This is a genomic window from Actinoplanes sp. NPDC023801, from assembly GCF_040639655.1.
In the GTDB taxonomy this organism is placed as follows: Bacteria; Actinomycetota; Actinomycetes; order Mycobacteriales; family Micromonosporaceae; genus Actinoplanes.
The window spans coordinates 70,272-94,447 of sequence record NZ_JBFAAI010000011.1 but is presented as its reverse complement, the minus strand read 5'-3'; the positions used below and the strand labels follow the sequence as shown (position 1 = coordinate 94,447).

General features: G+C 70.4%; 26 protein-coding genes, 1 pseudogene and 1 riboswitch. Of the genes and pseudogenes, 11 read left to right on the top strand and 16 right to left on the bottom strand.

Annotated elements, in window-relative coordinates:
• Positions 1 to 107: 107 nt before the first annotated feature.
• The 3 genes from AB0G04_RS20950 to mqnC form a co-directional block, all read right to left on the bottom strand.
• A complete protein-coding gene (locus AB0G04_RS20950) occupies positions 108 to 368 on the bottom strand; it encodes a hypothetical protein (RefSeq protein WP_360984928.1) in 261 nt (86 codons plus the stop codon).
• 48 nt (positions 369 to 416) lie between these two features.
• Positions 417 to 1,157, bottom strand: a complete 741-nt coding sequence (locus AB0G04_RS20945) for a demethylmenaquinone methyltransferase (protein WP_360984925.1) — start codon at positions 1,155 to 1,157, stop codon at positions 417 to 419.
• Between the two features lie 249 nt (positions 1,158 to 1,406).
• Entirely contained in the window at positions 1,407 to 2,645 is a 1,239-nt protein-coding gene (gene mqnC, locus AB0G04_RS20940) for a cyclic dehypoxanthinyl futalosine synthase (protein WP_360984922.1), read from the bottom strand.
• A 102-nt stretch (positions 2,646 to 2,747) separates the two neighbouring features.
• Here mqnC and AB0G04_RS20935 point away from each other — a divergent pair, with 102 nt between their 5' ends.
• The 3 genes from AB0G04_RS20935 (at position 2,748) to AB0G04_RS20925 (ending at position 7,609) form a co-directional block, all read left to right on the top strand.
• Complete coding sequence (locus AB0G04_RS20935; protein ID WP_360985402.1) at positions 2,748 to 5,717, top strand: DEAD/DEAH box helicase; 2,970 nt, start codon at positions 2,748 to 2,750, stop codon at positions 5,715 to 5,717.
• Position 5,718: 1 nt separating this feature from the next.
• Positions 5,719 to 6,531: an SWIM zinc finger family protein gene (locus AB0G04_RS20930; protein ID WP_360984919.1), complete on the top strand. Its 813-nt coding sequence runs from the start codon at positions 5,719 to 5,721 to the stop codon at positions 6,529 to 6,531.
• Between the two features lie 121 nt (positions 6,532 to 6,652).
• On the top strand, positions 6,653 to 7,609 hold the full coding sequence (locus AB0G04_RS20925; protein ID WP_360984916.1) for an aldo/keto reductase: 957 nt from the start codon (positions 6,653 to 6,655) through the stop codon (positions 7,607 to 7,609).
• A 39-nt stretch (positions 7,610 to 7,648) separates the two neighbouring features.
• On the opposite strand, the gene AB0G04_RS20920 is transcribed toward AB0G04_RS20925, so the two are convergent.
• The 4 genes and pseudogenes from AB0G04_RS20920 to AB0G04_RS20905 all read right to left on the bottom strand — a co-directional run.
• Positions 7,649 to 9,163, bottom strand: coding sequence for a hypothetical protein (locus tag AB0G04_RS20920; RefSeq protein WP_360984913.1), 1,515 nt, complete (start codon positions 9,161 to 9,163; stop codon positions 7,649 to 7,651).
• 83 nt (positions 9,164 to 9,246) lie between these two features.
• A complete protein-coding gene (locus AB0G04_RS20915; RefSeq protein WP_360984910.1) occupies positions 9,247 to 10,098 on the bottom strand; it encodes a menaquinone biosynthesis protein in 852 nt (283 codons plus the stop codon).
• Positions 10,095 to 10,340: a hypothetical protein gene (locus AB0G04_RS20910; protein WP_360985444.1), complete on the bottom strand. Its 246-nt coding sequence runs from the start codon at positions 10,338 to 10,340 to the stop codon at positions 10,095 to 10,097. The genes AB0G04_RS20915 and AB0G04_RS20910 overlap by 4 nt, the downstream gene beginning before the upstream one ends.
• Positions 10,341 to 10,348: 8 nt before the next feature.
• Positions 10,349 to 10,543, bottom strand: a pseudogene (locus tag AB0G04_RS20905) (helix-turn-helix domain-containing protein); the annotation flags it as partial.
• 223 nt (positions 10,544 to 10,766) lie between these two features.
• On the opposite strand from AB0G04_RS20905, the gene AB0G04_RS20900 reads away from it, so the two are divergent.
• The gene (locus AB0G04_RS20900) at positions 10,767 to 12,773 is read left to right on the top strand and encodes an AAA family ATPase (RefSeq protein WP_360984907.1); all 2,007 of its coding nucleotides are present in this window, start codon (positions 10,767 to 10,769) and stop codon (positions 12,771 to 12,773) included.
• Positions 12,773 to 13,639 carry an LLM class flavin-dependent oxidoreductase gene (locus AB0G04_RS20895; protein WP_360984904.1) on the top strand — a complete coding sequence of 289 codons (867 nt, stop codon included), beginning with the start codon at positions 12,773 to 12,775 and terminating at the stop codon, positions 13,637 to 13,639. Before AB0G04_RS20900 ends, AB0G04_RS20895 begins: the two co-directional genes overlap by 1 nt.
• Here the strand turns inward: AB0G04_RS20895 and AB0G04_RS20890 are convergent.
• Positions 13,620 to 13,853, bottom strand: coding sequence for a hypothetical protein (locus AB0G04_RS20890; RefSeq protein WP_360984901.1), 234 nt, complete (start codon positions 13,851 to 13,853; stop codon positions 13,620 to 13,622). The genes AB0G04_RS20895 and AB0G04_RS20890 overlap by 20 nt on opposite strands.
• 1,019 nt (positions 13,854 to 14,872) lie before the next feature.
• On the opposite strand from AB0G04_RS20890, the gene AB0G04_RS20885 reads away from it, so the two are divergent.
• Positions 14,873 to 15,157 (top strand): hypothetical protein, encoded by a 285-nt coding sequence (locus AB0G04_RS20885; protein WP_360984898.1) that lies wholly within the window; start codon positions 14,873 to 14,875, stop codon positions 15,155 to 15,157.
• A gap of 38 nt (positions 15,158 to 15,195) precedes the next feature.
• On the opposite strand, the gene AB0G04_RS20880 is transcribed toward AB0G04_RS20885, so the two are convergent.
• Entirely contained in the window at positions 15,196 to 15,642 is a 447-nt protein-coding gene (locus tag AB0G04_RS20880) for a GNAT family N-acetyltransferase (protein ID WP_360984895.1), read from the bottom strand.
• Between the two features lie 156 nt (positions 15,643 to 15,798).
• On the opposite strand from AB0G04_RS20880, the gene AB0G04_RS20875 reads away from it, so the two are divergent.
• Genes AB0G04_RS20875 through AB0G04_RS20855 form a run of 5 tightly spaced genes read left to right on the top strand, consistent with a single transcriptional unit; the run spans position 15,799 to position 19,191 of the window.
• Entirely contained in the window at positions 15,799 to 16,431 is a 633-nt protein-coding gene (locus AB0G04_RS20875; protein WP_360984892.1) for a transporter, read from the top strand.
• Complete coding sequence (locus tag AB0G04_RS20870; protein WP_360984890.1) at positions 16,428 to 16,754, top strand: transcriptional regulator; 327 nt, start codon at positions 16,428 to 16,430, stop codon at positions 16,752 to 16,754. Before AB0G04_RS20875 ends, AB0G04_RS20870 begins: the two co-directional genes overlap by 4 nt.
• Positions 16,751 to 17,638 (top strand): ABC transporter ATP-binding protein, encoded by an 888-nt coding sequence (locus AB0G04_RS20865; protein ID WP_360984887.1) that lies wholly within the window; start codon positions 16,751 to 16,753, stop codon positions 17,636 to 17,638. Before AB0G04_RS20870 ends, AB0G04_RS20865 begins: the two co-directional genes overlap by 4 nt.
• On the top strand, positions 17,638 to 18,381 hold the full coding sequence (locus AB0G04_RS20860) for an ABC transporter permease (protein WP_360984884.1): 744 nt from the start codon (positions 17,638 to 17,640) through the stop codon (positions 18,379 to 18,381). Before AB0G04_RS20865 ends, AB0G04_RS20860 begins: the two co-directional genes overlap by 1 nt.
• A gap of 48 nt (positions 18,382 to 18,429) precedes the next feature.
• Positions 18,430 to 19,191, top strand: a complete 762-nt coding sequence (locus AB0G04_RS20855; RefSeq protein ID WP_360984881.1) for a VOC family protein — start codon at positions 18,430 to 18,432, stop codon at positions 19,189 to 19,191.
• A 79-nt stretch (positions 19,192 to 19,270) separates the two neighbouring features.
• Here the strand turns inward: AB0G04_RS20855 and fliQ are convergent, their stop codons facing one another.
• From fliQ to AB0G04_RS20820, 7 genes are all read right to left on the bottom strand, one after another.
• The gene (gene fliQ, locus AB0G04_RS20850) at positions 19,271 to 19,540 is read right to left on the bottom strand and encodes a flagellar biosynthesis protein FliQ (protein WP_360984878.1); all 270 of its coding nucleotides are present in this window, start codon (positions 19,538 to 19,540) and stop codon (positions 19,271 to 19,273) included.
• 132 nt (positions 19,541 to 19,672) lie between these two features.
• Positions 19,673 to 20,434, bottom strand: a complete 762-nt coding sequence (locus AB0G04_RS20845; RefSeq protein WP_360985399.1) for an ABC transporter ATP-binding protein — start codon at positions 20,432 to 20,434, stop codon at positions 19,673 to 19,675.
• A 122-nt stretch (positions 20,435 to 20,556) separates the two neighbouring features.
• Entirely contained in the window at positions 20,557 to 21,612 is a 1,056-nt protein-coding gene (locus AB0G04_RS20840; RefSeq protein WP_360984875.1) for an iron ABC transporter permease, read from the bottom strand.
• A 55-nt stretch (positions 21,613 to 21,667) separates the two neighbouring features.
• Positions 21,668 to 22,594 carry an ABC transporter substrate-binding protein gene (locus tag AB0G04_RS20835; protein ID WP_360984872.1) on the bottom strand — a complete coding sequence of 309 codons (927 nt, stop codon included), beginning with the start codon at positions 22,592 to 22,594 and terminating at the stop codon, positions 21,668 to 21,670.
• An 88-nt stretch (positions 22,595 to 22,682) separates the two neighbouring features.
• Positions 22,683 to 22,815: riboswitch (cobalamin riboswitch) on the bottom strand.
• A gap of 10 nt (positions 22,816 to 22,825) precedes the next feature.
• The gene (gene lepB, locus AB0G04_RS20830) at positions 22,826 to 23,467 is read right to left on the bottom strand and encodes a signal peptidase I (protein WP_360984869.1); all 642 of its coding nucleotides are present in this window, start codon (positions 23,465 to 23,467) and stop codon (positions 22,826 to 22,828) included.
• Positions 23,464 to 23,787, bottom strand: coding sequence for a PadR family transcriptional regulator (locus AB0G04_RS20825; RefSeq protein WP_360984866.1), 324 nt, complete (start codon positions 23,785 to 23,787; stop codon positions 23,464 to 23,466). The genes lepB and AB0G04_RS20825 overlap by 4 nt, the downstream gene beginning before the upstream one ends.
• A gap of 67 nt (positions 23,788 to 23,854) precedes the next feature.
• Positions 23,855 to 24,169, bottom strand: coding sequence for a DUF4229 domain-containing protein (locus tag AB0G04_RS20820; protein ID WP_360984863.1), 315 nt, complete (start codon positions 24,167 to 24,169; stop codon positions 23,855 to 23,857).
• Positions 24,170 to 24,176: the final 7 nt, after the last annotated feature.

The window sequence follows — 24,176 nt, the reverse complement described above, 5'->3', positions numbered from 1 at the left end:
TCCCTCGCGCGACGCTCGTGAATTAGTTCACAAGCATGCCTCGATCGGAGTCTAGGCCGACTATCGAAGATCTTTGCGCTTAGGTCCGCCTAACTGTTCATTCGACCCTAACGTCCCTGCTCAGGGGCCGGCAGGACCCGGTCCGCCACGCCGAGCGCCGGACCGTCGAGGTGCTGACGGATGGTCCCGCCCATCGCCCGGTCCAGCGCTGTGATCAGTTCCTCGACCAGGTCCTGAGCAAGATCGGGGTCCTGCGCCGCGACCATCCGCAGCCGGGTGGCCAGCTCGGTGGCGCGGCGCTCGCCGGCGTCACCCTCGTCGATCGCCAGGTCGATGTCCGTGTCGTCCAGTTGTCCGATATCAGTCATGAATCGAGCTAAACAGCGCTTTTCCGCTTTGTTGGGCGAATGCCGTTTTTACACCCGGGTAGCGCGGTGCAGCGCCACGATGCCGCCGGTCAGGTTGCGCCAGCCCACCCGATCCCACGGCCCGGCGGCCGCGATCCGCGACGCCAGACCCCGCTGGTCCGGCCACGCCCGGATCGACTCGGCGAGATAGACGTACGCCTCCGGGTTGCTCGCGACCGTACGTGCCACCGCCGGCAGCGACCGCATCAGGTACTGGAGGTAGGCCGTCCGGAACGGGCCGTTCGTCGGGTGGCTGAACTCGCACACCACGAGGCGGCCACCCGGCCGGGTCACCCGCGCGAACTCACGCAGCGCAGCCGTGGTGTCCACGACGTTACGCAACGCGAAGGAGATCGTGACCGCGTCGAAGACGCCGTCCGCGAACGGCAGACGCAGCGCGTCCCCGGCCAGCAGCGGCACCTCGGCCCGCACCCGGCGGCCAGCCCGCAGCATGCCCACCGAGATGTCAGCACCCACCGCGAACGCGCCGGACCGGCTGAGTTCCTCGGTGGAGACGCCGGTGCCCGCACCCACGTCCAGGACCCGCTCACCGGGCCGGAGGCCGAGAGCCGCCCGGGTGGCCCGCCGCCAGCCACGATCCTGCCCGAACGAAATCACGGTGTTGGTCAGGTCATACCTGCTCGCCACGCCGTCGAACATCTCGGCGACCTCATGCGGCTGCTTGTCCAGATCTGCGCGCGTCACCAGGCAAGCCTGCCAGACAACAGAACGGGCGGGATGGTCACCCATCCCGCCCGCGCCTTGTGCGTTATATATACGACCGCCATCGGTCGGGTCCGACTGCTCGTCACCGACGCTGACCGCGGCAGGCGACGTATGAGTTGTTCCGGTGCCGTACACAGGCAACGTAACCAGCGGAAAGGACCTGGTACAGCCAACCGGCGGGCTCGTTACGAAGGAGCAACCCGGCCTCACCGGTCCGACGACCCGAACCTGGCCGAACGGACGACCGCCACCCCCCGAACGGACTGGTTCAAGTCAGGACGCTTCGACCAGCGGGAGCTGTTTGCGGACGCCACCACCCGGCAGGGCGATCGACGAGAAGTGCGAGACCACCCGGTCGTCGGTCGGGTCGTCGGCCGGCGTCCAGTGCACGGCGAGGTGCTTGTACCAGGTATCACGCCACGCCGGGATGCGGTCCGCGGTGCGGATCATCGAGATCAGCTCCTGCAGGTTCGACCGGTGCTTGGCACCGGCCGAGGAGATCACGTTCTCCTCCAGCATGATCGAACCCAGGTCGTCGACACCCATGTGCAGCGACAGCTGACCGATGTCCTTGCCGGTGGTGAGCCAGGACGCCTGCAGGTGTGCCACGTTGTCGAAGAAGAGCCGGGACACCGCGATGAACCGCAGATACTCCAACGTGGTGGCCTGGGTGCGGCCCTTGAGGTGGTTGTTCTCCGGCTGGTACGTCCACGGGATGAACGCACGGAAGCCACCGACCTCGTGCGACTGCTCCACCGGGACGTCCTGATAGCCGTTGGCCACCGCCAGGTCCTGCACGTCACGGATCATCCGGATGTGCTCGATGCGCTCGGCGTTCGTCTCACCCGTACCCATCATCATGGTCGCGGTCGAGGAGAGGCCGTGCCGGTGCGCGATCGCCATCACCTCGAGCCACCGGGCGCCGCTCTCCTTGAGCGGGGCGATGGCCTTGCGCGGCCGGTCCGGCAGCATCTCGGCACCCGCGCCGGCGATCGAGTCGAGACCCGCCGCCTTGATCCGGATCACCGCGTCCTCGATGGAGACGCCGTCGACCTTGGCCATGTGCAGGATCTCGCTCGGACCGATCGAGTGGATCGCCAGCTGCGGGTAGGCCTGCTTGACCGAGGAGAAGAGGTCCTCGTAGTACGCCACCCCGTAGTCGGGGTGGTGGCCGCCCTGGAGCATCACCTGGGTGGCGCCCAGCTCGACCGCCTCGCCGGCCCGGCGCAGGATCTCCTCGATCGGGTGCGACCAGCCCTCGGAGTGCTTGGGGGCCCGGAAGAACGCACAGAACTTGCACGCCGTCACACAGACGTTCGTGTAGTTGATGTTCCGGTCGATCAGGTACGTGACGATGCCGTCCGGGTAGCGCCGGCGCCGCACCGCGTCGGCCGCCTCGCCCAGCGCGTGGAACGGGGCCTCCGTATAGAGCAGCAACGCCTCCTCGGGCGTGATGCGGCCGCCGTCGGCTCCGCGCTGCAGGATGCTTTCGATCTCCGGGTTCGCGGTCACGATCTGAAGCGTACGTCCAGCGGGCGCCAACCGTCAGCGGCGAGGGTCACCGGGCGGATCCCCGGTGGCGGATAGTCTCGACGGGTCGCTCAGGGGGTGGATGTGCTCGTCGTGCACGGTGGCTGGGTGCCCGGACGTGGGCTGATCATCTGGGCCGAGGACCCTGGTCTGCCGCTCACCACGACATCCAGGTCACGGTCCCGCCCGCACCCGTTCGCCACGTCCGGCCTTCCCGACATCCCCGCGGCGGTCGCCGGGCCGGTGCGCCTCACCCTTCCCGGAACCGGACGGGGACCGCTGCCGTCCCCGGAGACCGGCCTCGACAGCACGGCCCGCGGTGTCAAGCTCGGCGACTGGACGGTCCCGGCGCTGACGGTGCCCGGCGACGAGGCTTTCGCGGTTCTCGGCGAGCTCGCCGAGCCCGATCCGGACGGCTCGTGGATCCCCGGGGCGTCACTGCGTTATCTCAGCCTGCTTGCCGGATACGCCTGCGACCTGGCCCGGCGCGGCCGGATGCTGCCCCAGCTGGTGATCGAGAGCGGGGTACCGGCGGCCCGCTGGCGACCGGTTCTGACCGGCGCCGACACGGCCGCCTTCCGTGACTTCGCGGCAGGCATGCCCCCGGTGGTACGAGCCGTCGCGGAGAGTCAACCACTCGGACGTACGCTGCGTGACGCTCTCGACGCGCTGCTCGACAGCGCGGCCCGGAACGTCCTCCCGGACCGGCTCATGGTCGGCCAGCGGCCCGGCCCGAAAGCCGCACTGCCCGACCGTTGGCTGGCCGCCCTCACCGCCGATCCGGCGCTGCCCGGAGCCGCCGACGCCGACGTGCGCGACCTGCGCCGGGCGCTCGACGACTGGATGCGCGCCGCGAACGAGGCGAACGGCCCGGTCCGGGTCAGTTTCCGGCTGATCGAGCCCGGCGAGGACACCGACGAGTGGTGGCTGGAGTTCGCGCTCCAGTCCGCCGAGGATCCGGCGCTCTACCTGCCCGCCGAGGACGTCTGGGCGGGTGGGCGCTTTCCCGGGCTGCCCCAGCGACCGGACGAGGCCCTGCTCGCCGGACTGGGCCGGGCGGTCCGCCTCTTCCCGCTGCTGCACGTGGCCCTGCTCGAGCAGCGGCCGGCCGCGATGTCGCTGACGACCGCCGAGGCCTACGAGTTCCTCCGGCAGGCCGCGCCGCTGCTCCAGGCGGCCGGGTTCGGTGTGCAGTTGCCGGCGTGGGCCGGGCGCAAGGCGGTGGGCCTCAAGATGACCACCCGGACGAAGTCGAAGTCGGGTGCCTCGTCGCGGGCCGCCACGGACTCCGGGTTCGGGCTGGAGCAACTGGTCGACTTCCGGCTCGACCTGGTGATCGGCGACAGCGTGGTGAGCGCGGCGGAGCTGGCCGAGCTGGCCCGGCTCAAGGTCCCGATGGTGCGCGTCCGCGGGCAGTGGGTGGAACTCGACGACCGGCAGCTCAAGGCCGCGCTCAAGGCGGTCGGCAGCCGGCGCGAGGGCGAACTCACCGCCGGTGAACTGCTGCAACAGGTGGTCGAGGGCGGCGAGGAGGACCTGCCGCTGGTCGAGGTCGACGCCGACGGGGACCTCGGCGACCTGCTGTCCGGGCAGGCCTCCGAGCGGCTGAGCCCGATGCCGACGCCGCCCGGATTCCAGGGCGCGCTCCGGCCGTACCAGGAGAGGGGTCTGTCGTGGTTGAACTTCTTGGGACGTCTCGGGCTGGGCGGCATCCTCGCTGACGACATGGGTCTCGGCAAGACGGCGCAGACGTTGTCGCTGCTGCTCACCGACGAGGGATCGAAGACCCTGCTGATCTGCCCGATGTCGCTGGTCAGCAACTGGTTCAAGGAGGCGGCCCGGTTCGCGCCGGGCCTGCGGGTGTACGTGCATCACGGCGGCACCCGGCAACGCGGGAGTGAGTTCGACCAGGCGGTGGCCGACGCCGACCTGGTGATCACCACGTACGGCACGGCGCTGCGCGACCTGGAGGCGCTGCGTGAGGTGCGATGGAGCCGGGTGGTCTGCGACGAGGCCCAGGCGATCAAGAACAGCGGGACCCGGCAGTCGCAAGCGGTCCGCGCCATCCCGGCCCGTACCAGACTGGCCCTGACCGGCACCCCGGTGGAGAACCACCTGGCCGAGCTGTGGTCGATCATGGATTTCTGCAATCCCGGGCTGCTCGGACCGGCGAAACGGTTCCGGCGCCGCTTCCAGGAGCCGATCGAGAGCCGGCAGGACGAGGACGCCACCGCCGCACTGAAACGGGCGACCGGGCCGTTCGTGCTGCGCCGCCTCAAGACCGACAAGACGATCATCTCGGACCTGCCGGAGAAGAACGAGATGAAGGTGTGGTGCTCGCTCACCCCCGAGCAGGCCACCCTCTACCAGGCCGTCGTCGAGGACATGATGGCCGAGATCGAGAGCACCGAGGGCATCCAGCGCCGCGGCAACGTGCTGGCCGCGATGATGAAGCTCAAGCAGGTCTGCAACCACCCGGCGCACCTGCTCAAGGATGGCTCCCGGCTGCCCGGCCGGTCCGGCAAACTGGCCCGCCTCGAGGAGCTCGCCGACGAGATCGTCGAGGACGGCGACAAGGCGCTGATCTTCACACAGTACGCCGAGTGGGGCACGATCCTGCAGCCGTACCTCGCCGCGCACACCGACCGCCCGGTGCTCTGGCTGCACGGCGGCCTGAGCAAGGCCCGGCGTGACGAACTGGTCGAACGATTCCAGACCGCCGCCGAGCCGATGCTGTTCCTGCTCTCGCTCAAGGCCGCCGGCACCGGTCTCAACCTGACCGCCGCCAATCACGTCGTCCACTTCGACCGGTGGTGGAATCCGGCGGTCGAGGACCAGGCCACCGACCGGGCGTTCCGGATCGGGCAGTCCCGGGACGTACAGGTGCGTAAGTTCATCTGCACCGGGACGCTTGAGGAGAAGATCGACGCGATGATCGAGCGGAAGAAGGCCCTGGCCTCCTCGGTCGTCGGCACCGGCGAGGAGTGGATCACCGATCTGAGCACCGACCAGCTGCGGGAACTGTTCGCCCTCGACCCGGCGGCGGTGCGCTGAGATGGCCTTCTTCGATCACGCAGCCCCGATCAAGGTCGACGGCGGCCTGGCCGTGCGCTCGAAACGCGGCAAGATCGGCGAGCAATGGTGGTCCCGCCGGTTCGTGGACGTCCTGGAGGAGGTCTGTGACGCGGGCCGGCTCGCACGCGGCCGCGCCTATGCCCGGAAAGGGCAGGTCATCGACTTCGTCCTGACGCCCGGACGGGTTCAGGCACGAGTGCAGGGCTCCCGGCCGACGCCCTATCGGGTCACCGTCACGATCAGCCATTTCGACGACGCCGGGTGGGCGGAGATCACCGAGCAGCTCGGCGCCCGGGCGCTGTACCGGGCCGCGTTGCTCGCCGGCGAGATGCCCCACGAGATCGTCGACCTCTTCACCGAACTGGGCCTGCCACTCTTCCCGGACCGGCTGGACATCGACTGCTCCTGCCCCGACTGGGGAGTGCCCTGCAAGCACGGCTCGGCGGCACTGTACGTCCTGGCCGAAGCGTTCGACGACGACCCGTTCCTGGTGCTGGCCTGGCGGGGCCGGGACCGGGAACGGCTGCTCGAAGCATTGCGCGGCACGCCCGCCCCGGAGGAGACCGTCGACCCCCTGGCGATCGAGGACGAGCCGCTGGACGCCCGGCTGGCCGATTTCTGGTCGCCGGCCATCAGTCTGGGCCGGCTGCGCGAGCGGCCGTCGCGGATGGCTCCACCCGAGTTGCTGCTGCGTGCGCTCGACGCCCCGCCGGTGAAGGTCAGGCACGTGCCGCTGACCGACGTGCTGCGGCCGCATTACCGTGATCTGGCACTGCCGCCGAAGGACGACTGAAGCTGCGTCCACTGTGAAGCCACGCCCATCGTGAACCGATCGTGGGTAAGTCCACGATGGACGCAGCGTTACGTCACGCTACCAGGCGTGTTCATCGACAACTAGCTACTTGGAGTGGTTCATGACCGAGATGACCTATCGCCGCCTGGGCGACTCGGGTCTGGTCGTTTCCGTGGTCGGGATCGGCTGCAACAACTTCGGCCGCAAGCTCGACGCCGACGGCACCCGCGAGGTCGTCGACGCCGCCCTGGACGCCGGTATCAACCTGTTCGACACCGCCGACATCTACGGCACCCCGCACGGATCGTCCGAGCAGCTGCTCGGCGCGGCCCTCAAGGGCCGCCGCGACGAGGTGGTGCTGGCCACCAAGTTCGGCATGGACATGGAAGGCCTCAACGGGCGTGACTTCGGGGCCCGCGGGTCGCGCCGCTACATCGTCCGGGCGGTCGAGGCCTCCCTGCGCCGGCTCGAGACCGACCACATCGACCTGTACCAGATGCACGAGCCCGACCCGGCCACCCCGATCGAGGAGACCCTCTCCGCCCTCGACGACCTGGTCCGCTCCGGCAAGGTCCGCTACCTGGGCAACTCGAACTTCTCCGGCTGGCAGATCGCGGACGCCGACTGGACCGCCCGTACCGGCAACCTGGCCCGGTTCGTCAGTGCCCAGAATCAGTACAGCCTCGTCGAACGCAAGGTCGAGGCCGAGGTCGTCCCGGCTTGCGAGAGGTTCGGGCTCGGGCTGCTGCCGTTCTTCCCGCTCGAGTCCGGCCTGCTCACCGGCAAGTACCGGCGCGGCGAGAAGGCGCCGGCCGGCACCCGGATGGCGAACGAACGGTACGCCTCGTGGCTCGCCCGTGCCGACTGGGACACCATCGAGGCGCTGACCGCCTTCGGTGCCGAGCGCGGCCACAGTGTGCTCGACGTGGCCGTCGCCGGGCTCGCCGCGCAACCCGGGGTGACCAGCGTGATCGCCGGTGCGACCACGGCCGAGCAGGTCCAGGCGAACGCCGCGGCCGGGGCCTGGCAGCTCAGCGCGGCCGACCTGGCCGCCCTGGACACGCTCCTCAACGGCTGACAGATCGAGGGAGCCGGGCGTCCGCCCGGCTCCCGCACATCATTCGGCGACCGTGACGATCCGGCGGCGACGGGCCATCCGGTACGCGAGAGCACCCGCCACGAGCAGCGCGGCGCCACCACCGGCGACCAGACCGGCCGGCGCGCCGGTGATCGGGAGGCCGCCGCCCGTACCGCCGGTGGTCTTGACCGTGAGGGCTGCCGTGTCGTTGCCGCTCCTCGAGTCCTGCACACCGCCGTCGACGGTGACCGCACCCGCCTCGTGCTCGGCGTCCTGTATCTCGGCGGAGAGGGTGAACAGGTGGCGGCCGTTGTCCGGCACGCTCTCCAGGACCAGGCAGACCAGGTCGGTGACCTCGGACAGGTCGGTGACGGTCTCGTCGATGTCGATGAGCGAGGTACCCGGCAGGCACCGGTCGTCGGCCCGGGTCAGCAGCACCCCGGTCGGCATCTTGACGTGCACGTACTGGATCCAGGCCATGCCGGGCGGGATGATCGCGGACGGCCCGAGGTTGTGCAGGCCCACCTTGACCGAGCGGTCGTCGCCGGCCTCGCCCTCGAAGACGCCACCGATCGCCGCGCTGTCCGCGGCAGTCTTCGGCACGGTCACCGAGAACTGGGTGAAGTTGTCGTCCTCGTTGAGGTCGTCGGCGGGCTCGGGCTCCCTGGCCGAGACGGAGGCGACCGGCTCGAGCGTCAGCTCCCGGCCGGACGCGCCGGCGGTCCGCTTCGCGAAGTCGAAGACGTACTTCTCGGTGAGGCCGATCGCTGCGACCAGGACCGGGTAGTCGTACGGCCCGGCGGCACCGGCCGGCACCTTGATCCGCAGCGGCATGTTGTCCGGCAGGGTGAAGATCCCACCGGCGGCGAGCGTGTCGTTGAAGACGCAGACGAAGCCGCCGAGATCGGTGTCCTTCTCGCAGTTGCTGTAGTTCAGCGCCGGCGTCACCCCGACCGGGGCGGCCACCACCAGGCCGAGGGCTGTGACGTCCTTGTTGCCGCTGTTGCGGACCGTGACCGGCACCTCGGCCGAGCCGCCCGGGCTCAGCTTCAGATCGGCGATGTCGTCCACCTCGATGTCGGCGCCACCCTTGTCGGTCCGCACCACGGTGATCGAGGTCTCATCGCTGAGCTGACCCCCGATCGAGGTGGTGAGCGTGATGCTACTGGCCGGGTCGGCGGCGCCGGAGGCGGCGGGCTTGACCGTGAACTTGACGCTGCGCCGCTGCCCCGGCTTGAAGTCCCCGATGACGCAGGCGTTCCCGGTACAGCCGGCGGGCGCGACGAATCCGAGATCCTCGCTGATCGGCTCGCTGGTGCTGCCGAAGTTCAGCACGACGTCCTCGGCTGCCACCTCGCTGAGGTTGTAGAGGTCGAACTTGACCGTCTTCGACTGACCGTTGATCACGGTCACCGTCTCCGGGCTGAGGATGCCGATGTAGGCGAAGCCCCCCAGCTCAGGTTCGGCCTGAGCGGGCAGGGCGAGGCCACCGACCGCCAGCGCGGAAACCGCGGCGGGCAGGACGAGGCGGCTGATCAGAGCGCGCAGACGCATGGTCACCGGTTTCGGACTCGGGTGGGCCGGCGAGGGTATCGGCCGGCGAGTCCGCGGATCTTAAGGCCAGGTCACCTTGAAGATCAAACGTCGGCGAAGACCGGACCGCCGGCGGGCAGTGGCGGCACCTCACCCCGGTTCGCCGCGCGCCGGGCGAACTCGCGGACCCCGGCGATCTGCCGCTCGCCCAGGGAGAAGTCGAGCGCGCGGAAGTAGTTGGCAAGCGTCGCCGCGTCGAACGGCTCCCAGCGAGCCGCCGACTCGGCGACCTCGTCGAGCTCACCGAGACAAAGGTCACGGGACCGCTGGAACGCTTCGTGCACGTCCTTGACCAGCCCGGGGTGCGCGGCCGCGAAATCCTTACGGACCGCCCACACCGCGAAGACCATCGGCAGCCCGGTCCACTCCTTCCACGCCTCGGCCAGGTCGATGACCTGCAGGCCGTGGCCGGGGGCCTCATACATCGCGCGGAGCGCCGGGTCGCCGATCAGCACACCCGCGTCCGCCTCCATCAGCATCTGGGACAGGTCGGGCGGGCAGCGGAAATACTCCGGCTCCGCGCCGTACCGCTCGGAGAGCAGCATCTGCGCCAGCATGACGCCGGTCCGCGAGGTGGAGCCGAGTGCCACCGGCCGGCCGTCCAGTTCGGCCGGGGGCCGGGTGGAGATCAGATTGACCGAGAGGACCGGGCCGTCGCTGCCGACCGCCAGATCGGGCAGCAGGAGCAGTTCGTCGGCGTGTCGCAGGTATTCGACGAGCGTGATCGGCCCGATGTCCAGGTCACCGGCGACGAGCTTGGCGCTGAGCAGTTCCGGGGTGTCCTTGTGCAGGTCGACGTCGAGCAGAGCCCCCGAGCGCATCAGCCCCCAGTAGATCGGCAGACAGTTGAGGAACTGGATGTGCCCGACCCGGGGCCGACGGACGCTGTCGCTCATGCTGCGACGTTATCCTCGATCTCGTCCCGCATGCTGGTCGGCGAGGCGGGCCGTGGCTGAAATCGCACCAGCGGCACGCAGGCGAGCGCGGCCAGCAGGCCGGCCGCTCCGGCGCCGGCCACCAGGACGCGCGGCTCGAACGCCTCGGTGAGCGGCCCGGCGACGAGGAACCCGAGGATGCCGGCCGCCTGCACCGAGGCCCCGAAAAGGGAGAAGGCCCGGCCGTGCGCCTCCGGTCGCACCCGGTCGGCGCCAGCTCCCGGAGGTGATAGCTGGTGGCACTCGGCGACAGGCCGACCAGTTCGGCGCACTCGGTCGCGGTCACCGACGCCCCGGTCGTGGACAGATGATCGACGATCTCGATCCGCGCCGGATGTGCCAGCGCCCGCAGCGTCCGCGCGTCCGTGATCCGCGCGTTCGCCGCCCCACTTCCCTGCTCCGCCATCCGGCCATTCTTTCCGGTGGCGGGCGGAGTGATGAAAGGTGGCGAGTCTTCCGGTGGCGGGCGGCGTCATAAATCGGTGGCGAGGGCGACACTTCATCCGTAGCGTGGAGGGCCGCTTGACGGCCGTGGTGAGCATGCACCGCAGCGGGCGTCCCCGCGCCGCAGGGCGGCCGACCCGCCCTCCGGATACGCGAGCAGCTCGTTCAATCCTCGAGGACGATCTGTGGCCACCATCGATCTGGACACCGAACTCGCCGGCGAACGCGACCACCTGGAGAGCTCACGGGCCGCGCTGCGCCGGATGCGCGACCGCGCCCAGGCACTCTTCTCCACCGGTGACAAGGTCGCCGGTGACTCCTACACCGCCGAGCAGCTGGGCCGGCACATGGCCCGCCGGGTCAAGGAGCTGGCCGACGACCCGGACACCCCACTCTTCTTCGGGCGCCTCGACATCGAGGCGGAGAATTTCCACATCGGCCGCCGGCACGTGACCGACGACGCCGGCGAGCCGATGGTGCTGGACTGGCGGGCACCGCTGTCCCGGTCGTTCTACCGGGCCAGTGTGCGCGATCCGCAGGGCATCTCGACGCGCCGCCGGTTCGGGTTCGTCAAGGGGGAGCTGACGAGCTTCGAGGACGAGCACCTGGACCGCGGTGAGGAGCTGGGCACCAGCAGCCGGATCCTGACCGCCGAGATCGAGCGGCCGCGTGTCGGCCCGATGCGCGACATCGTCGCGACGATCCAGCCGGAACAGGACGAGCTGGTCCGCGCCGATCTGGCCGACTCGATCTGCGTGCAGGGCGCGCCCGGCACCGGTAAGACCGCGGTGGGCCTGCACCGGGCCGCCTACCTGCTCTATCTGCACCGGGAACGGCTGCGGAAGTCGAAGGTGCTGATCGTCGGCCCCAACACCGCGTTCCTCTCCTACATCTCGGCGGTGCTGCCGACCCTCGGCGAGGTCGAGGTGCTGCAGTCCACGGTGGACGAGCTGGTCGGCCGGGCACCGGTCAGGGCAGCCGATCCGCCCGCGGCCACCGGCCTCAAACATGACGTACGGATGGCCGAGGCACTCCACCGCACACTGTGGAACCGGATCGGCAAGCCCACCGAACCGATCATGGTGTCGGACGGCTCGTACCGGTGGCGGATCGACGTGGAGCCGTTGCGGCGGATCGTCGACGAGGCCCGGCGCGAAGGTCTGCCGTACTCGGTGGGCCGGGAGCGGGTCCGCGCCCGGGTGGTCGGCCTGCTGCAGCGCCAGTCGGAATACCGGACCGGCAACTCACCGAACGAGTCCTGGCTGCGGCGGATGAGCAGGATCTCGCAGGTGACCGGGTTCCTGGAGGCGGCCTGGCCGGCGGTCACCCCGGAGTCCCTGGTCGTAGCGCTGCTGACGGAACCGGAACTGGCCGGTGACGTCTTCACCGAGGAGGAGCGGGAGGCGATCCGCTGGGTGAAGCCGCCGAAGACGGTGAAGTCGGCCCGGTTCAGCGTGGCCGACCTGCTGCTGCTCGACGAGGCCGCGGGACTGCTGGAGCGGGAGACCAGTTTCGGTCACGTGGTGGTGGACGAGGCGCAGGATCTGTCCCCCATGCAGGCCCGCGCGATCGCCCGGCGCAGCGAGCACGGGTCGATCACGCTGCTCGGTGACCTGGCGCAGGGCACCGCTCCGTGGGCGACGACCGACTGGCGGGACATCCTCGCGCATCTCGGCAAACCGGACGCCGCCGTCGTGCCGCTGACCGTCGGTTTCCGCGTACCGGAGGCGGTGGTGGCCCTGGCGAACCGCCTGCTGCCGGCACTCGGGGTGAACGTGCCGGAGGCCGTGTCGTTGCGTCGTGACGGCGACCTCGCCGTGATCGCCGTGGCGGAGCCCGCCGACCTGGACGCGCGGACACTGGCCGAGGTGACCGCCGCGCTGGCGCACGAGGGCTCGGTCGCGGTGATCGCGGCGGACGCGGCGGTCGACCGGCTGCGCGCCCAGCTGGACACGGCCGGTGTCGAGCATTCGGCGCCGGACGAGGTGGACGATCCGGCACGGGTCAGCGTGGTCCCGGCGACGCTGGTCAAGGGCCTGGAGTACGACCACGTCGTCGTGCACGAGCCGGCCGACATCGTGGCCGCCGAGCCGAAGGGCCTGAACCGCCTCTACGTGGTGCTCACCCGTGCGGTGACCCGGCTTTCGGTATTGCACTCGAAGCCGTTGCCGGAGGCGCTTAGTCTCTCGTGATGTCGCGAATCGGAGTCATGTTCGACTGTAACCGCGCACCCGAGGAGCTCCCGGAGTTCGCCGCCGCCCTGGAGGCGGCCGGCGCCGACGACCTGTGGGTGGTGGAGGACCTCGGATGGAACGGTGGCGTCAGTGCCGCCGCGCTCGCCCTGGCCGCCACCACCCACCTGCGGGTCGGCATCGGTATCGCCCCCGCCCCGTTCCGCAGTCCCGCCGTCTACGCCATGGAGATCGCCACGCTGGCCCGGGTCCACCCCGGCCGGATCGTGGCGGGAATCGGTCATGGCGTCGGCGACTGGATGCGCCGGATCGGCAATGCGCCGAAGTCTCCGCTGGCGCTGCTGGAGGAGAGCATCGTGGCGATGCGTGACCTGTTCAACGGGGCGACGGTCGATCTCGACGGCCGCGAGGTGCAACTCGAGGGCATCAGGCTGGTGCACCCGCCGACGGTGGTGCCGCCGATCGTCACCGGGGTGGTGAAGCAGCGTTCGCTGGAGCTGTCCGGCCGGGTCGCCGACGGAACGATCCTGGTGGAGGGCCTGCAGCCGGCGCAGATCGCGGACTCGATCGGGCACATCCGCCGGGGTGGCGCGGGCGACGACCACGAGGTCATCACGTTCGCATTCCTGCACGTCGAGGACGATCCGGCGCGGGCCGCGGAGATCCGGGCGACGGCACTGACCGGTCAGGCGGGGTTCCTCGGCGTGCCGGTGGACGAGGTGTTCGGGCTGATCGGGCCGGCATCGGAGGTCCCGGGCAAGGTGCGGGCCCTCGAGGACAGCGGCGCCGGCACGGTGGTCCTGCGGCCGTTCGGTGACGACCATCTGGGGCAGGCGCTCGCGGCACTCAAGGCACTGGGTCGCTGATTCGTTCCATCGCGAGTACGGGTAGCGCCGGGTTGGTGGCGGCAGCCGCCGCCACCAGGCCGTCCTCGTCGTCGAGCAACTCGACGATCCGGTCCACCGGCAGCGCCGGGTGGGCGGCGGCGATCCGCCGGGCCTGGGCGTCGGCGAGGCAGAGTTCGAGAGCCGCGGCGGGAGCGTCCGCGCGGGGGGCGATCTCGCGGAACACCTTCTGCACTCGCGCACGTGCCGGGCGAGGTCGAGGAGCAGGCCGGGCGAGGCGTCCGGGTTGGTGGCGACTTTCGCGATCACCCGGACGCCGTGCCCGGCCACCATCTCCCGCAGCAGGTCCTCGGACAGTCCCGGGTGCGGCGCGACGGCCTTGACCACCTTGGCGTCCGGGTCACGGGCCAACCGGTCGCGGATCTCCGGCGGCAGGTCGCGGCGTTCCGCCACCAGTGCCCGGAGCTGCGGCTCCGGGCTCGCGGCCAACTCGCGGACCTCGTCCGGGGTCGCCGCGGCGATGCGGGGCAGCAGAGCCGCGCCGGACGCCCGGGTCAGCAGGCCGAGCGGGACGTTCGGATTGTGGGTGAGTCGCCGCCGCACGTCCGGGCTCGGGTCCTCGGCGAGCCGGCGGATCAGTTGCTCCGGCAGCGACGGGTTGCCGGCCAGCTCTCCGCGTACCCCCGGGATCGGGTCGTCGGCGAGTCCCGAGGCCACTTCCGCGGGCAGGTCGGGCCGGGCCGCGAGGGTCCAGCGCACGATCATGGACGGATGTCCGGCCAGCTCGACAGCCGCCGAAGCCGGGGTCGAGGGGTTATCCACAGCCCGGTAGAGCAAGCTGTGGATAACCGAGTCGTGGGTTCCGTCGCAGGAGGCGCCGGGCGGAAGGTAGCAGTCGAGCCGTGGGCATTCCGGGTCGTGCCGGAACGGGATCGGTTCGCGCTCACAGACATCGCACGTTTCCGGCAGCGGGCCGCCCGTACCGCGCCAGTGGACCGCGATCAGGGCGGCCAGCACCTCGGGCGGCGTGGCCGGATTCACCGCCACTCCGGCCCGCACCTCGCCATGCGGATGGCGTGCCAGGCCGCTGAGCAAGTCACGGTCCGTCGTGAAGATCGCGAGTTCGGCGACCACCCGCATGTCCGGGTCGGCGGCGAGCCGCGCGTTCACCTCGGCGGGCAGGCCGGGACAGGCCGCGAGCTTTGCCCTCCGTGCCGGGTCGGGGTCGGCCGCGAAGAGAGGGGCCCAGTCCTCATGACCGCGTCCTTCGTCGAGCAGGGCCAGTGCGATGTCAGGCCGATCGACCGGGTCGATCCGGTCCGCGCTGAGCCGGCCGTCCCGGACCAGCCGGGCCGCGGCCCACTCCGAGCGCCGGGCCAGCTCGGAAATCTGGCTCCTGTCCAGATCGGACCGTCCGGCAAGCTCACTCGCGAGATCGTCGTCGGCCGCCATGATCAGACGGTCGAGCAGTGCGGCCGGAAGCGACGGATTGGCCGCCAGAGCCTCCAGCAGTTCGCGGGCTCCCATGCCGACGCATGATCCTCGAAACGAACCCGGCGGGTAAAGCCGTTATCCGGCTATCGGGTGCCCTCACCGGCGTGGCCGAGCGGCTTCACCCAGCGGGACCAGTCGGGCTGGCGCCGGTAGCCGTGCGCGGCCCAGACGGCGTGGGCGGCCGGATTCTCGTCCAGGACCATGGCGTCGACCCGGGTGCCGCCGAGAATGCGGAACCGTTCCTCGGCCGCCTCGATCAGGAGACTGCCGATACCCTCCCGGCGCCGCCACGGCGCGACCGCGAGCCGGTAGAGGTGACAGCGCCACCCGTCCCATCCGGCGATGATCGTCCCGACGATGTCGTCGCCGTCGACGGCCAGGATCAGTGCCTCCGGGTCCCGCCGGAACAGCGCCTCGACGGCGTCCGGGGTGTCCGCCGGACGGCTCTCGTTCTCTGCGGCCACCTTCCAGAACGCGAGTACTGCCGGGAGTTCGGTGCTCGCGGCCGCCCGCAGGATCAGTTCGCCCATGGCGACACCCTAGAGAAACCCGAATCCCGCCGGCCGTGGCGCACACCGCCTTCGGGCGGCCATGACGTGCCGTATCGACGGCCCGGCGATCGGGTCGGAGGCGAGCATCAACTTTGTGGCACAAACTTCTTTGACTTTGTGCCGTAAAGTCGAGGCATGACATCGAAGGACGACGAATCGACGCTCGACGATCCCGGTGCCGTGCTGCGGCTGATCGAGCGCGAACAGGGCAACACCATGCGGCACGTCATACCGGACCCCCGGCTCATGTATTGGCCGTGGGGCCTCACTTGGCTGATCAGTTTCGGCCTGTCGTTCCTGCGCTTCGGCCCCGGCGGCCGGACCCTGGTCGCCATGCCCACGTGGGTCCCACTCCTCGCCCTGACCGGGCTGATGATCGCGGCCGGCATCTTCACCGGCATCGTCGGGGCACGGTCCGGCCGGGACATCTCCGGCCCGTCGAGCCGGCAGGGCTTGATGTACGGGATCTCCTGGTCGGCCGGCTTCACCAGCCTGGCGGTCATCTTCGGACGGGTCAGCGAGTTCGTGCCGCAGACCTCGCGCGGGCTGCTCTGGGGTGGCGGCATGGTCGCGCTGGTCGGTGTCCTCTACATGGCCGGCAGCGCGATCTGGGACGAGCGCGACATGTTCGTGCTCGGCGCCTGGATCAGCGTGGTCAACGTGATCGGTGTCCTCTGGGGACCGGGCTGGCACGCGCTGGTGCTGGCGGTCGCGGGCGGCGGCGGGCTCCTGGTCGCCGGGCTCGTCGGCTGGCTGCGCCGCCGATGACTTCGACGAACGGCGAGCTGCCGGAACTCGACCCGGTGATCCACGCACAGGCACGCCTGCGGGTGGTGGCGGCCCTCTCCCAGCTGGGCGGAGGTGACCGGATCGCCTTCCCGCGACTGCAGGAGATCCTGCGGATGACCGCCGGCAACCTCTCGGTGCACCTCCGGAAACTCGAGGAGGCCGGCTATGTCGAGGTCACCAAGACCCATCGCGGCCGGACCCCCGCCACGCTCGTGCAACTGACCCGTCGCGGCCGATTCGCCTTCGAGGAGTACGTCGGCGCGCTGCGCACCCTGATCGATCCCGGAGAGGAGACATCGTGATCCACGCACGCGCCGAGGGCGCCACGAAACGGTACGGCTCGAAACTCGCGCTCGACCGGGTCGACCTGGAGGTGCGGGCCGGTGAACTGGTCGGTCTGCTCGGTCCGAACGGCGCCGGCAAGAGCACCCTGGTCGCCCTGCTCACCGGCGGTCGCCGGCCCTCCGCGGGCCGGGTGGAGCTGTGCGGCGGGGACCCGCGAGACCCGCGCAACCGGCGCACGCTGGGCGTCACGCCGCAGGAGACGGGTCTGCCCGCCTCGCTCCGCGTCGGCGAGGTCGTCGATTTCGTACGCTCCCACTTCCCGGACCCACTGTCCCGTGCCGAGCTGCTGGACCGCTTCGGGCTCGGTGACCTCGTCCAGCGGCAGACGGGCGGCCTCTCCGGCGGTCAGAAGCGCCGCCTCGCGGTGGCACTCGCGTTCGCCGGCCGTCCTGGCATCGTGTTCCTGGACGAGCCGACGACCGGCCTCGACGTGGAGGCGCGGCGTGACCTGTGGGAGGCGGTGCGCGCGTTCCACGCCGAGGGCGGAACCGTGGTGCTGACCAGCCATTACCTGGAGGAGATCGAGGCGCTGGCCGAGCGGGTGGTGGTGCTGGCGGACGGCCGGGTGCTGGCGGACGACAGCGTGGCGGCGGTGCGCGGGCTGATCAAGGTGAGCCGGGTCAGCATCACTTCACCCGTACAGCCGGCTGATTTTGATCTCGAAGGTCTGGTGTCGGTCGAGCAGTCGGGTGACCGCCTGCATCTCCTCACGCCCGACGCGGACCGCATGGTTCGCGAGCTGGTCGCCCGCGACGTGCCGTTCCGTGACCTGGAGGTCCGGCCCACGTCCCTGGAAGAGGCGTTCCTCGCACTGACTGGTCCGGCCGGAAAGGATCTGTGATGACGGCCCTCACGCTGACCCACGCGAAGTTCTCCACCCTCGAGCTCTTCCGGATCCCGATCGCGGTGGTGGGCAGCGCCTTCTGGCCGGCCGCCACGATGCTCGCGTTCGTGGTCCCGTTCGCCGGCGACGACCCGGTGGCCTCCACCTTCGCGACGGTCTCGATGATCACCTTCGCGGTGATGAACACCAACCTCTTCCAGTACGGCATCGGCGTCTCGGAGGACCGCGCGCAGCCGTGGGACCCCTACGTCCGTACGCTGCCCGCCGGCGCGACGCCACGGTTCCTCGGCCGGATCCTGACCGGCCTGCTGATGATGGTGTTCTCGCTCACTCCGGTGGTGCTGATCGCCGCCCTGTTCACCGAGGCCACGGTGAGCCCGGCCGCCTTCGTGACCGCCGTCGCGGTGTGCGCCCTGATCTCGGTGCCGTTCATCCTGATGGGGCTGTCGATCGGGTACTCCCTGCCGCAGAAGGCCGCGCTGGTGGTGGCCCAGATCCTGTTCCTGCCGCTGGCGTTCGGCGGCGGGCTGCTGACACCGCCCGGTGGCGCGCCCGGCTTCATCGAGACGCTGGCGCCGTACCTGCCGACCGGCGGCGCGGCCCGCCTGATGTGGTGGGCGGCGGTCGACGACTTCCCGTTCGACCTCAAGGCGACGCTGGCGTTGCTCGGCTGGACCGTCCTGTTCGGAATTCTGGCGGTCTGGGCGTATCGCCGGGACGAGGGACGCCGTTTCGGCTAACCGACAGTTTCATACGGGCGCAGGCATGGAAATGCCACTATCCGAAGCATGACCGTTCCATCGCCCGGCGTGCCCACCTGGGTCGATCTGGCCACCGCCGACCTCGATGACGCGATCCGTTTCTACACGGCGCTGTTCGGCTGGACCGCCGAGATCTCCGGCGACGACTTCGGCGGCTACACCACATTCCAGCTGAACGGCCTGCCGGTGGCCGGGGCCGGGCCACTCCTCGGCGAGGGCCAGCCGACCGCGTGGAGCACCTACATCGCGACCACCGACGCCGACGCGGTCGCCGCCCGGGTCGACGCGGCTCAGGGCAAGGTGCTGGTGCCGGCGTTCGACGTGGCGGACCAGGGACGGATGGCGGCGTTCCTGGACCCGGCCGGCGCGCCGTTCAGCGTCTGGGAGGCCGGCACGATGCGAGGCGCCGAGGTGTACGACGTCCCCGGCGCCCTGACCTGGAACGAGCTGAACACCCGGGACCTTTCGGGCGCGATGGCGTTCTACGGACCGGTGTTCGGCTGGACGTTCCGGCAGGCGTTCGTGGGCGGCCTGCCCTACGCGATCTGCGAACGTGACGGGGTACCGGTCGCCGGCATCCAGCTGATGGTCGGCAGCGGCTGGCCGGACGATCTCCCGCCGCACTGGCAGATCTATTTCGCGGTCGGCAACTGCGACGCGGCCGCCGAACACGCGACGCGGATCGGTGGGCGGATCGTTCACCCGCCGACGACGATCCCCGGCGGCCGTTACGCGGTCCTCACCGATCCGCAGGGCGGCTCGTTCTCGATCCTGCACAAGCACCGCTAGCGGCGCCCCCTTCACGACGAAAAGGCCGCCCCGAGTGGGGCGGCCCTTTTCGACGGTTTGTGATCGCGCTGCGTACAGGTCAGGCGAGCAGGCTCGGGATCTTCTCGAACAGCTCGGTGGTGAAGGTCATCATCTCGCGGAGCATCCAGTTGCCGGTGAGCAGCAGCGCCGCGCCGATCGCGATCGCCTTCGGCACGAACGAGAGGGTGGCCTCCTGGATCTGGGTGACCGACTGGAACAGGGAGATGGCGAAGCCGACCGCGAGGGCGGTGAGCAGCACCGGAGCCGACATCTTGGCGGCGACGTTCATGGCCTGCAGGGCGATCTCAACAACCAGCGTGTCCGTCATGCCCATCAGTTCGGGCCGTCCGCGGACCCCCGGAGTGCAGACCGGTCGCGGCACGGTTGCCGTTCGGTTCGCGGCCCGGGTTCTCTCAAGTCGGCTTGCCCGTGGCCGCACGTCCTCGCTGGGCCGCCCAGGTCACTGGCGTACCGCCACCACCAGCGGGCCGTGATCGCCCGGGATGATCCGGACCTTGACCCGATAGTGCTCGGCCAGGTTGGCCTCGGTCAGCACCTCGGCCGGGGAGCCGGCGGCGACCACCCGGCCACCGGCGAGCAGCACCATCCGGTCGGCGTACTCCCCCGCCGTCGTCAGGTCGTGCATGGTGGCGAGCACGGTCAGGCCCCGTTCGACGCGCAGCCGGTCGATCAGTTCCAGCACCTCCTGCTGGTGGCCGATGTCCAGGGCGCTGGTCGGCTCGTCCAGCAGCACGATCCCCGCCCCCTGAGCGAGCGCCCGGGCAAGAAAGACCCGCTGCTTCTCACCTCCGGAGAGAGTGTCCAGACGACGTCCGGAGAACGGCACGAGGTCCAGCGCGGCGAGAGCTTCGTCCGCCGCCGCCAGGTCAGCGGCGGATTCACGACCCAGAGCCGGGATGTACGGGGTACGCCCCAGCAACACGTAGTCGAAGACGCGCATGGCCGGCGGCACCACCGGGGACTGCAGAACCGTGGCCACCGCCTTCGCCCGCTCCCGCCGGGGCAGCTCATCGACGGCTCGCCCGTGCCACCGGACCGTCCCGCCGAACGGGAGCAGCCCGCCGATGGCCCGCAGTGCCGTGGACTTGCCGGCCCCGTTCGGCCCGATGACCGTGACCCACTCGCCCTCGGCCACTCTCAGATCCACACCGTCGACGATGAGCGCCTGATCCAGCCGCACGGTGAGTCCCGCGACCTCGATCGCGGCCGCCCGAGCGGGTCCGTCCACCCCTACCGCTCCGGCGGACCCCGCCGGCCCGCCTCGATCCGCTCGCCCGGTCATGTCGGCTCCGCCTTGCTGGTGCGCGGGATCCGCTCGCCCGGTCATGTCGGCTCCGCCTTGCTGGTGCGCAGGATCAGCACGAAGAACGGCGCGCCCAGGAACGCGGTGACCACCCCGATCGGGATTTCCGCGTCTCCGCCGGCGGTCCGGGCCAGCAGGTCGGTCAGGGTCAGGAAAGCCGCCCCGAACAGCACCGACAGCGGCAGCAACGCCCGGTTGCCGGGTCCCGCAAGCAGACGCAGTGTGTGCGGCACGATGATCCCGACGAAACCGATCAGCCCCGAGACGCTGACCGCTGCCGCCGTGCCCAGCGACGCCGCGATGATCAGCAGGTACCGGCTGCGCTGCGGGTGGAGGCCCAGGCTGGTCGCCTCGGCGTCGCCGACGGTCAGGACGTCCAGCTCCCGTCGCTGCGCCAGGACGATCGCGCTGGTGATCACCGCGTACGGCAGGATCACCAGCACGTCGTGCCAACCGGCGGTGGAGAGCCGGCCCAGCAGCCACGAATAGACCTCGCGCAGCGACTCGACGTGCCGCTGCAGCAGGAACGTCTGCGCCGCCGACAGGAACGCCGACACCGCCACCCCGGCCAGGATCAGCGTCGCCGGGGAGCGGTCCCGGCCGCCGGCCGCCCCGAGCAGCCAGGTCAGTGCCACCGCACCGACCGCACCGGCGAACGCGGCAGCCGGCGTCCCGATCGGCAGGCTGGTCATGCCGTCCCCCGCGCCGGCACCCAGGACGATCGCCACTGTCACGCCCAGCCCGGCGCCGCTGGCGACCCCGAGCAGATGCGGATCGGCTAGCGGATTGCGGAACGCGCCCTGGTAGGCGGCCCCGGCCAGGGCCAGCATGCCGCCGACCAGCAGCCCCAGCACCACCCGCGGCAGCCTGAGCTGGGTGAGGATGGCGATCTCGCGTTCGGTGAGGCCGCTGTCCACCCGTACCCCGGGAAGAAGGTTGAGCATCTCCAGAGCGACGCCCCCCGGCGGCAGGGAGACCGTGCCGAAGGCAAGGCCGAGAACCATGGCAGCCAGCACCGTGACGACACCCGCGGCCAGCCACGCCGGACGCAGCCCGGCGGGCCGGCCCCGGCTCACACCAGGCACCCGGAGGCGGGCTCTCCCGGCCCCGGCATCCGGCCGGTGCGGCGGATCATGCGGGGACCTTGACCACCGCGTCGGCCACGGACTTCACCAGATCGACCGTACGGGGACCCCAGCGCGACGCGATGTCGTCGTCGAGGGCGTAGATCTGGTTCTTCGTGACCGCGGTGACCGACGACCAGCCGGCTCGGGCCTTGACCGTCGCCGGGGACTGCTGGCAGCACTTCACGTCGGCCAGGAAGATCGTGTCGGGGTTCGCCTTGACCAGCGCCTCCTGCGAGAGCTGCGGGTAACCGCCGAGCTTGCCGTCCGGGTCGGCGGAGTCCGCCACGTTGGTCATGCCGAAGAGATCGAAGACCGAGCCGATGAACGTCTTCGACGTCGCCGAGTAGAGATCCGGGCTGAGCTCGTAGTAGTAGCTCAGCGGCTTGCTCCGGGCCGGGACCGCCTTGACGATCGCGTCGATCTCGGACGCCATCCTCGTGTTCAGCGCCGTCGCGTCGGCCTGGCGGCCGGTGAGCACGCCGAGATCGGTGATCTCCTTGTAGGTCTCGTCGATGGTCGGCGCGGCCGGCGACACGAACACCGGGATCGCCAGCTTGCCCAGCTGCGCGACCAGGCCGTCGGTGTCGGCCGAGACCACCACCAGGTCGGGATCCTTGGCCGCGATCGCCTCGACGTTCGGCTTGAAACCGGACAGGTCGGTCCTCGGTGCCTCCGCCGGGAAGTTCGACTGGTCGTCGACCGCGGTGACCTGCGGTCCGGCCCCGATGGCGAAGAGCATCTCGGTGGCGGTCGGGCTCAGCGAGACGATCTTCTCGGGCCGTGCGGTGAGGGTCACGGCCCCGACCGTCACCGGGTACGCCGAGGCCGCGCTGGACGCGGAGCCGGTGACGGTGGGCTGTGACTCCTCGCCCCCACATCCGGTGAGGAACAGTGCGGTGGCCGCTATCGCAGCGGTGAACAGGCGTTTCATGGGTCCTCCTGTCGGCCGGGCTTGTGGTGCTTCGCCGACAGGGACCACGCTGGCCGCCGCCCGCGAGGCGCCCCTTCCCGAGAGCGCTGATTCGCGACCGCGTCCAGGCGACCTGGCTAGACCTCCGACGGAGGGATCACAGTTGCGGGACAGCTCCGGCTTCTCACCGGATTCGCTGCGGCGCGGTCGTTGAAACGCTAACCCACGCCGGTGCCGGAGGCCGCAGCCGCCTCAGACGATGACCCGACCGGTGACTTCGTCCGCCCTGATCACACCCCAGTGCCGGGAATCCAGCGCGGCATCCCGATTGTCACCGAGGACGTAGATCGCCCCCTCCGGAACCGTCACCGTGGTGCACTCGGTCCCGGCCACCTGGGCGTCGAGCGGCAGATATGGCTCGTCAAGCGCCGCACCGTCGCGCAGCACCTTTCCCTCACGGCACTCGACGCGATCACCGGCAACGCCGATGACGCGGCTCAACGCCCGGTAGGACGACGGCGCGTCCGGCGGCGAGAACGCCACGATGTCCCCGTGATCGATGCCGGTCACCCGGAATGCGACCTGGTCGACGATGTGCCTGCTGGTGACGGTGATTGTCGGCTCCATCGCGTGGCTCGGCACATAGTGGACCGTGACGAGCAACGGGACCGCCGCCAGAGTTGCCAGGGCCATGGCTGCCAGGCGATAGCGGGCCGGGTGCGACGAATATCTCTCCCGCAGGGCCACCCGGAGGCCGCCGAACGCCCAGCGCAGCGCCGCCCCGGTGCTCGTCACGTGATCGAACTCGGCCAGGACCGCTTCGCCCCAGGGACCGCCCCGCTCCCGGCGCCCACGGACGGCGAAACGCAGAACCCGATAGGCCACCCGTTTCATGCCGGCCTCACGATCGACACGCCCGCGGCCCGGCGTGCCGCCGGCCCGGCTGCCGCGGCGAGCCGGACCTTGGCCAGCGCGACCCCGTCACCGGTCAGCCGGTAGGTGTGGCGTGGCGGACGGCCCGGCTGATCGGAGGGCTCCCAGCCGGCCTCCAGCAGCGACTGCTCGGTGAGGCGCATGAGGATGGGGTAGAGCGTTCCGGACGCGAGGCCGGTCTCCCGGCTCAGGTCATAGCCGTAACGCCAGGCCGTCGGGTCTTTCATCAGCGCCTCGAAGAGCCGCAAGGTCTGCGGGGAGGCATGCGGGGTTCTCGGCATGGCCGAAACTCTACATAACTCGACTTACGTGCTGTCAAGAGCCCGGCATCGATGTGATGCCGGTCGGTTAGGCGTCGCGTTTGGCGTGTTCCACGATGTCCGCAGCGGTGACCCGGTCCCCCTCGGTCGCCGCGACGTCGTCACCGGCGAGCGCCGAGCGCAGACGCGATTTCTCCGCCGCCCGGCGAGCGGCGATCTCGCCGAACTGCTCCGCCGCCTCGTCCCGCCAGCGGCGCAGCAGGATCAGCGACAGACCGGACGCGGCGATGAGCGCGACCATCGCCTTGACCAGGATGTTGAGCGGCGTCGTCGGGATCAGCACGGCGAACACGATCAGAAACAGACTGAGACGGCCGAGCGCGTACTTGACGGCGGGCTTCATGTGTTCT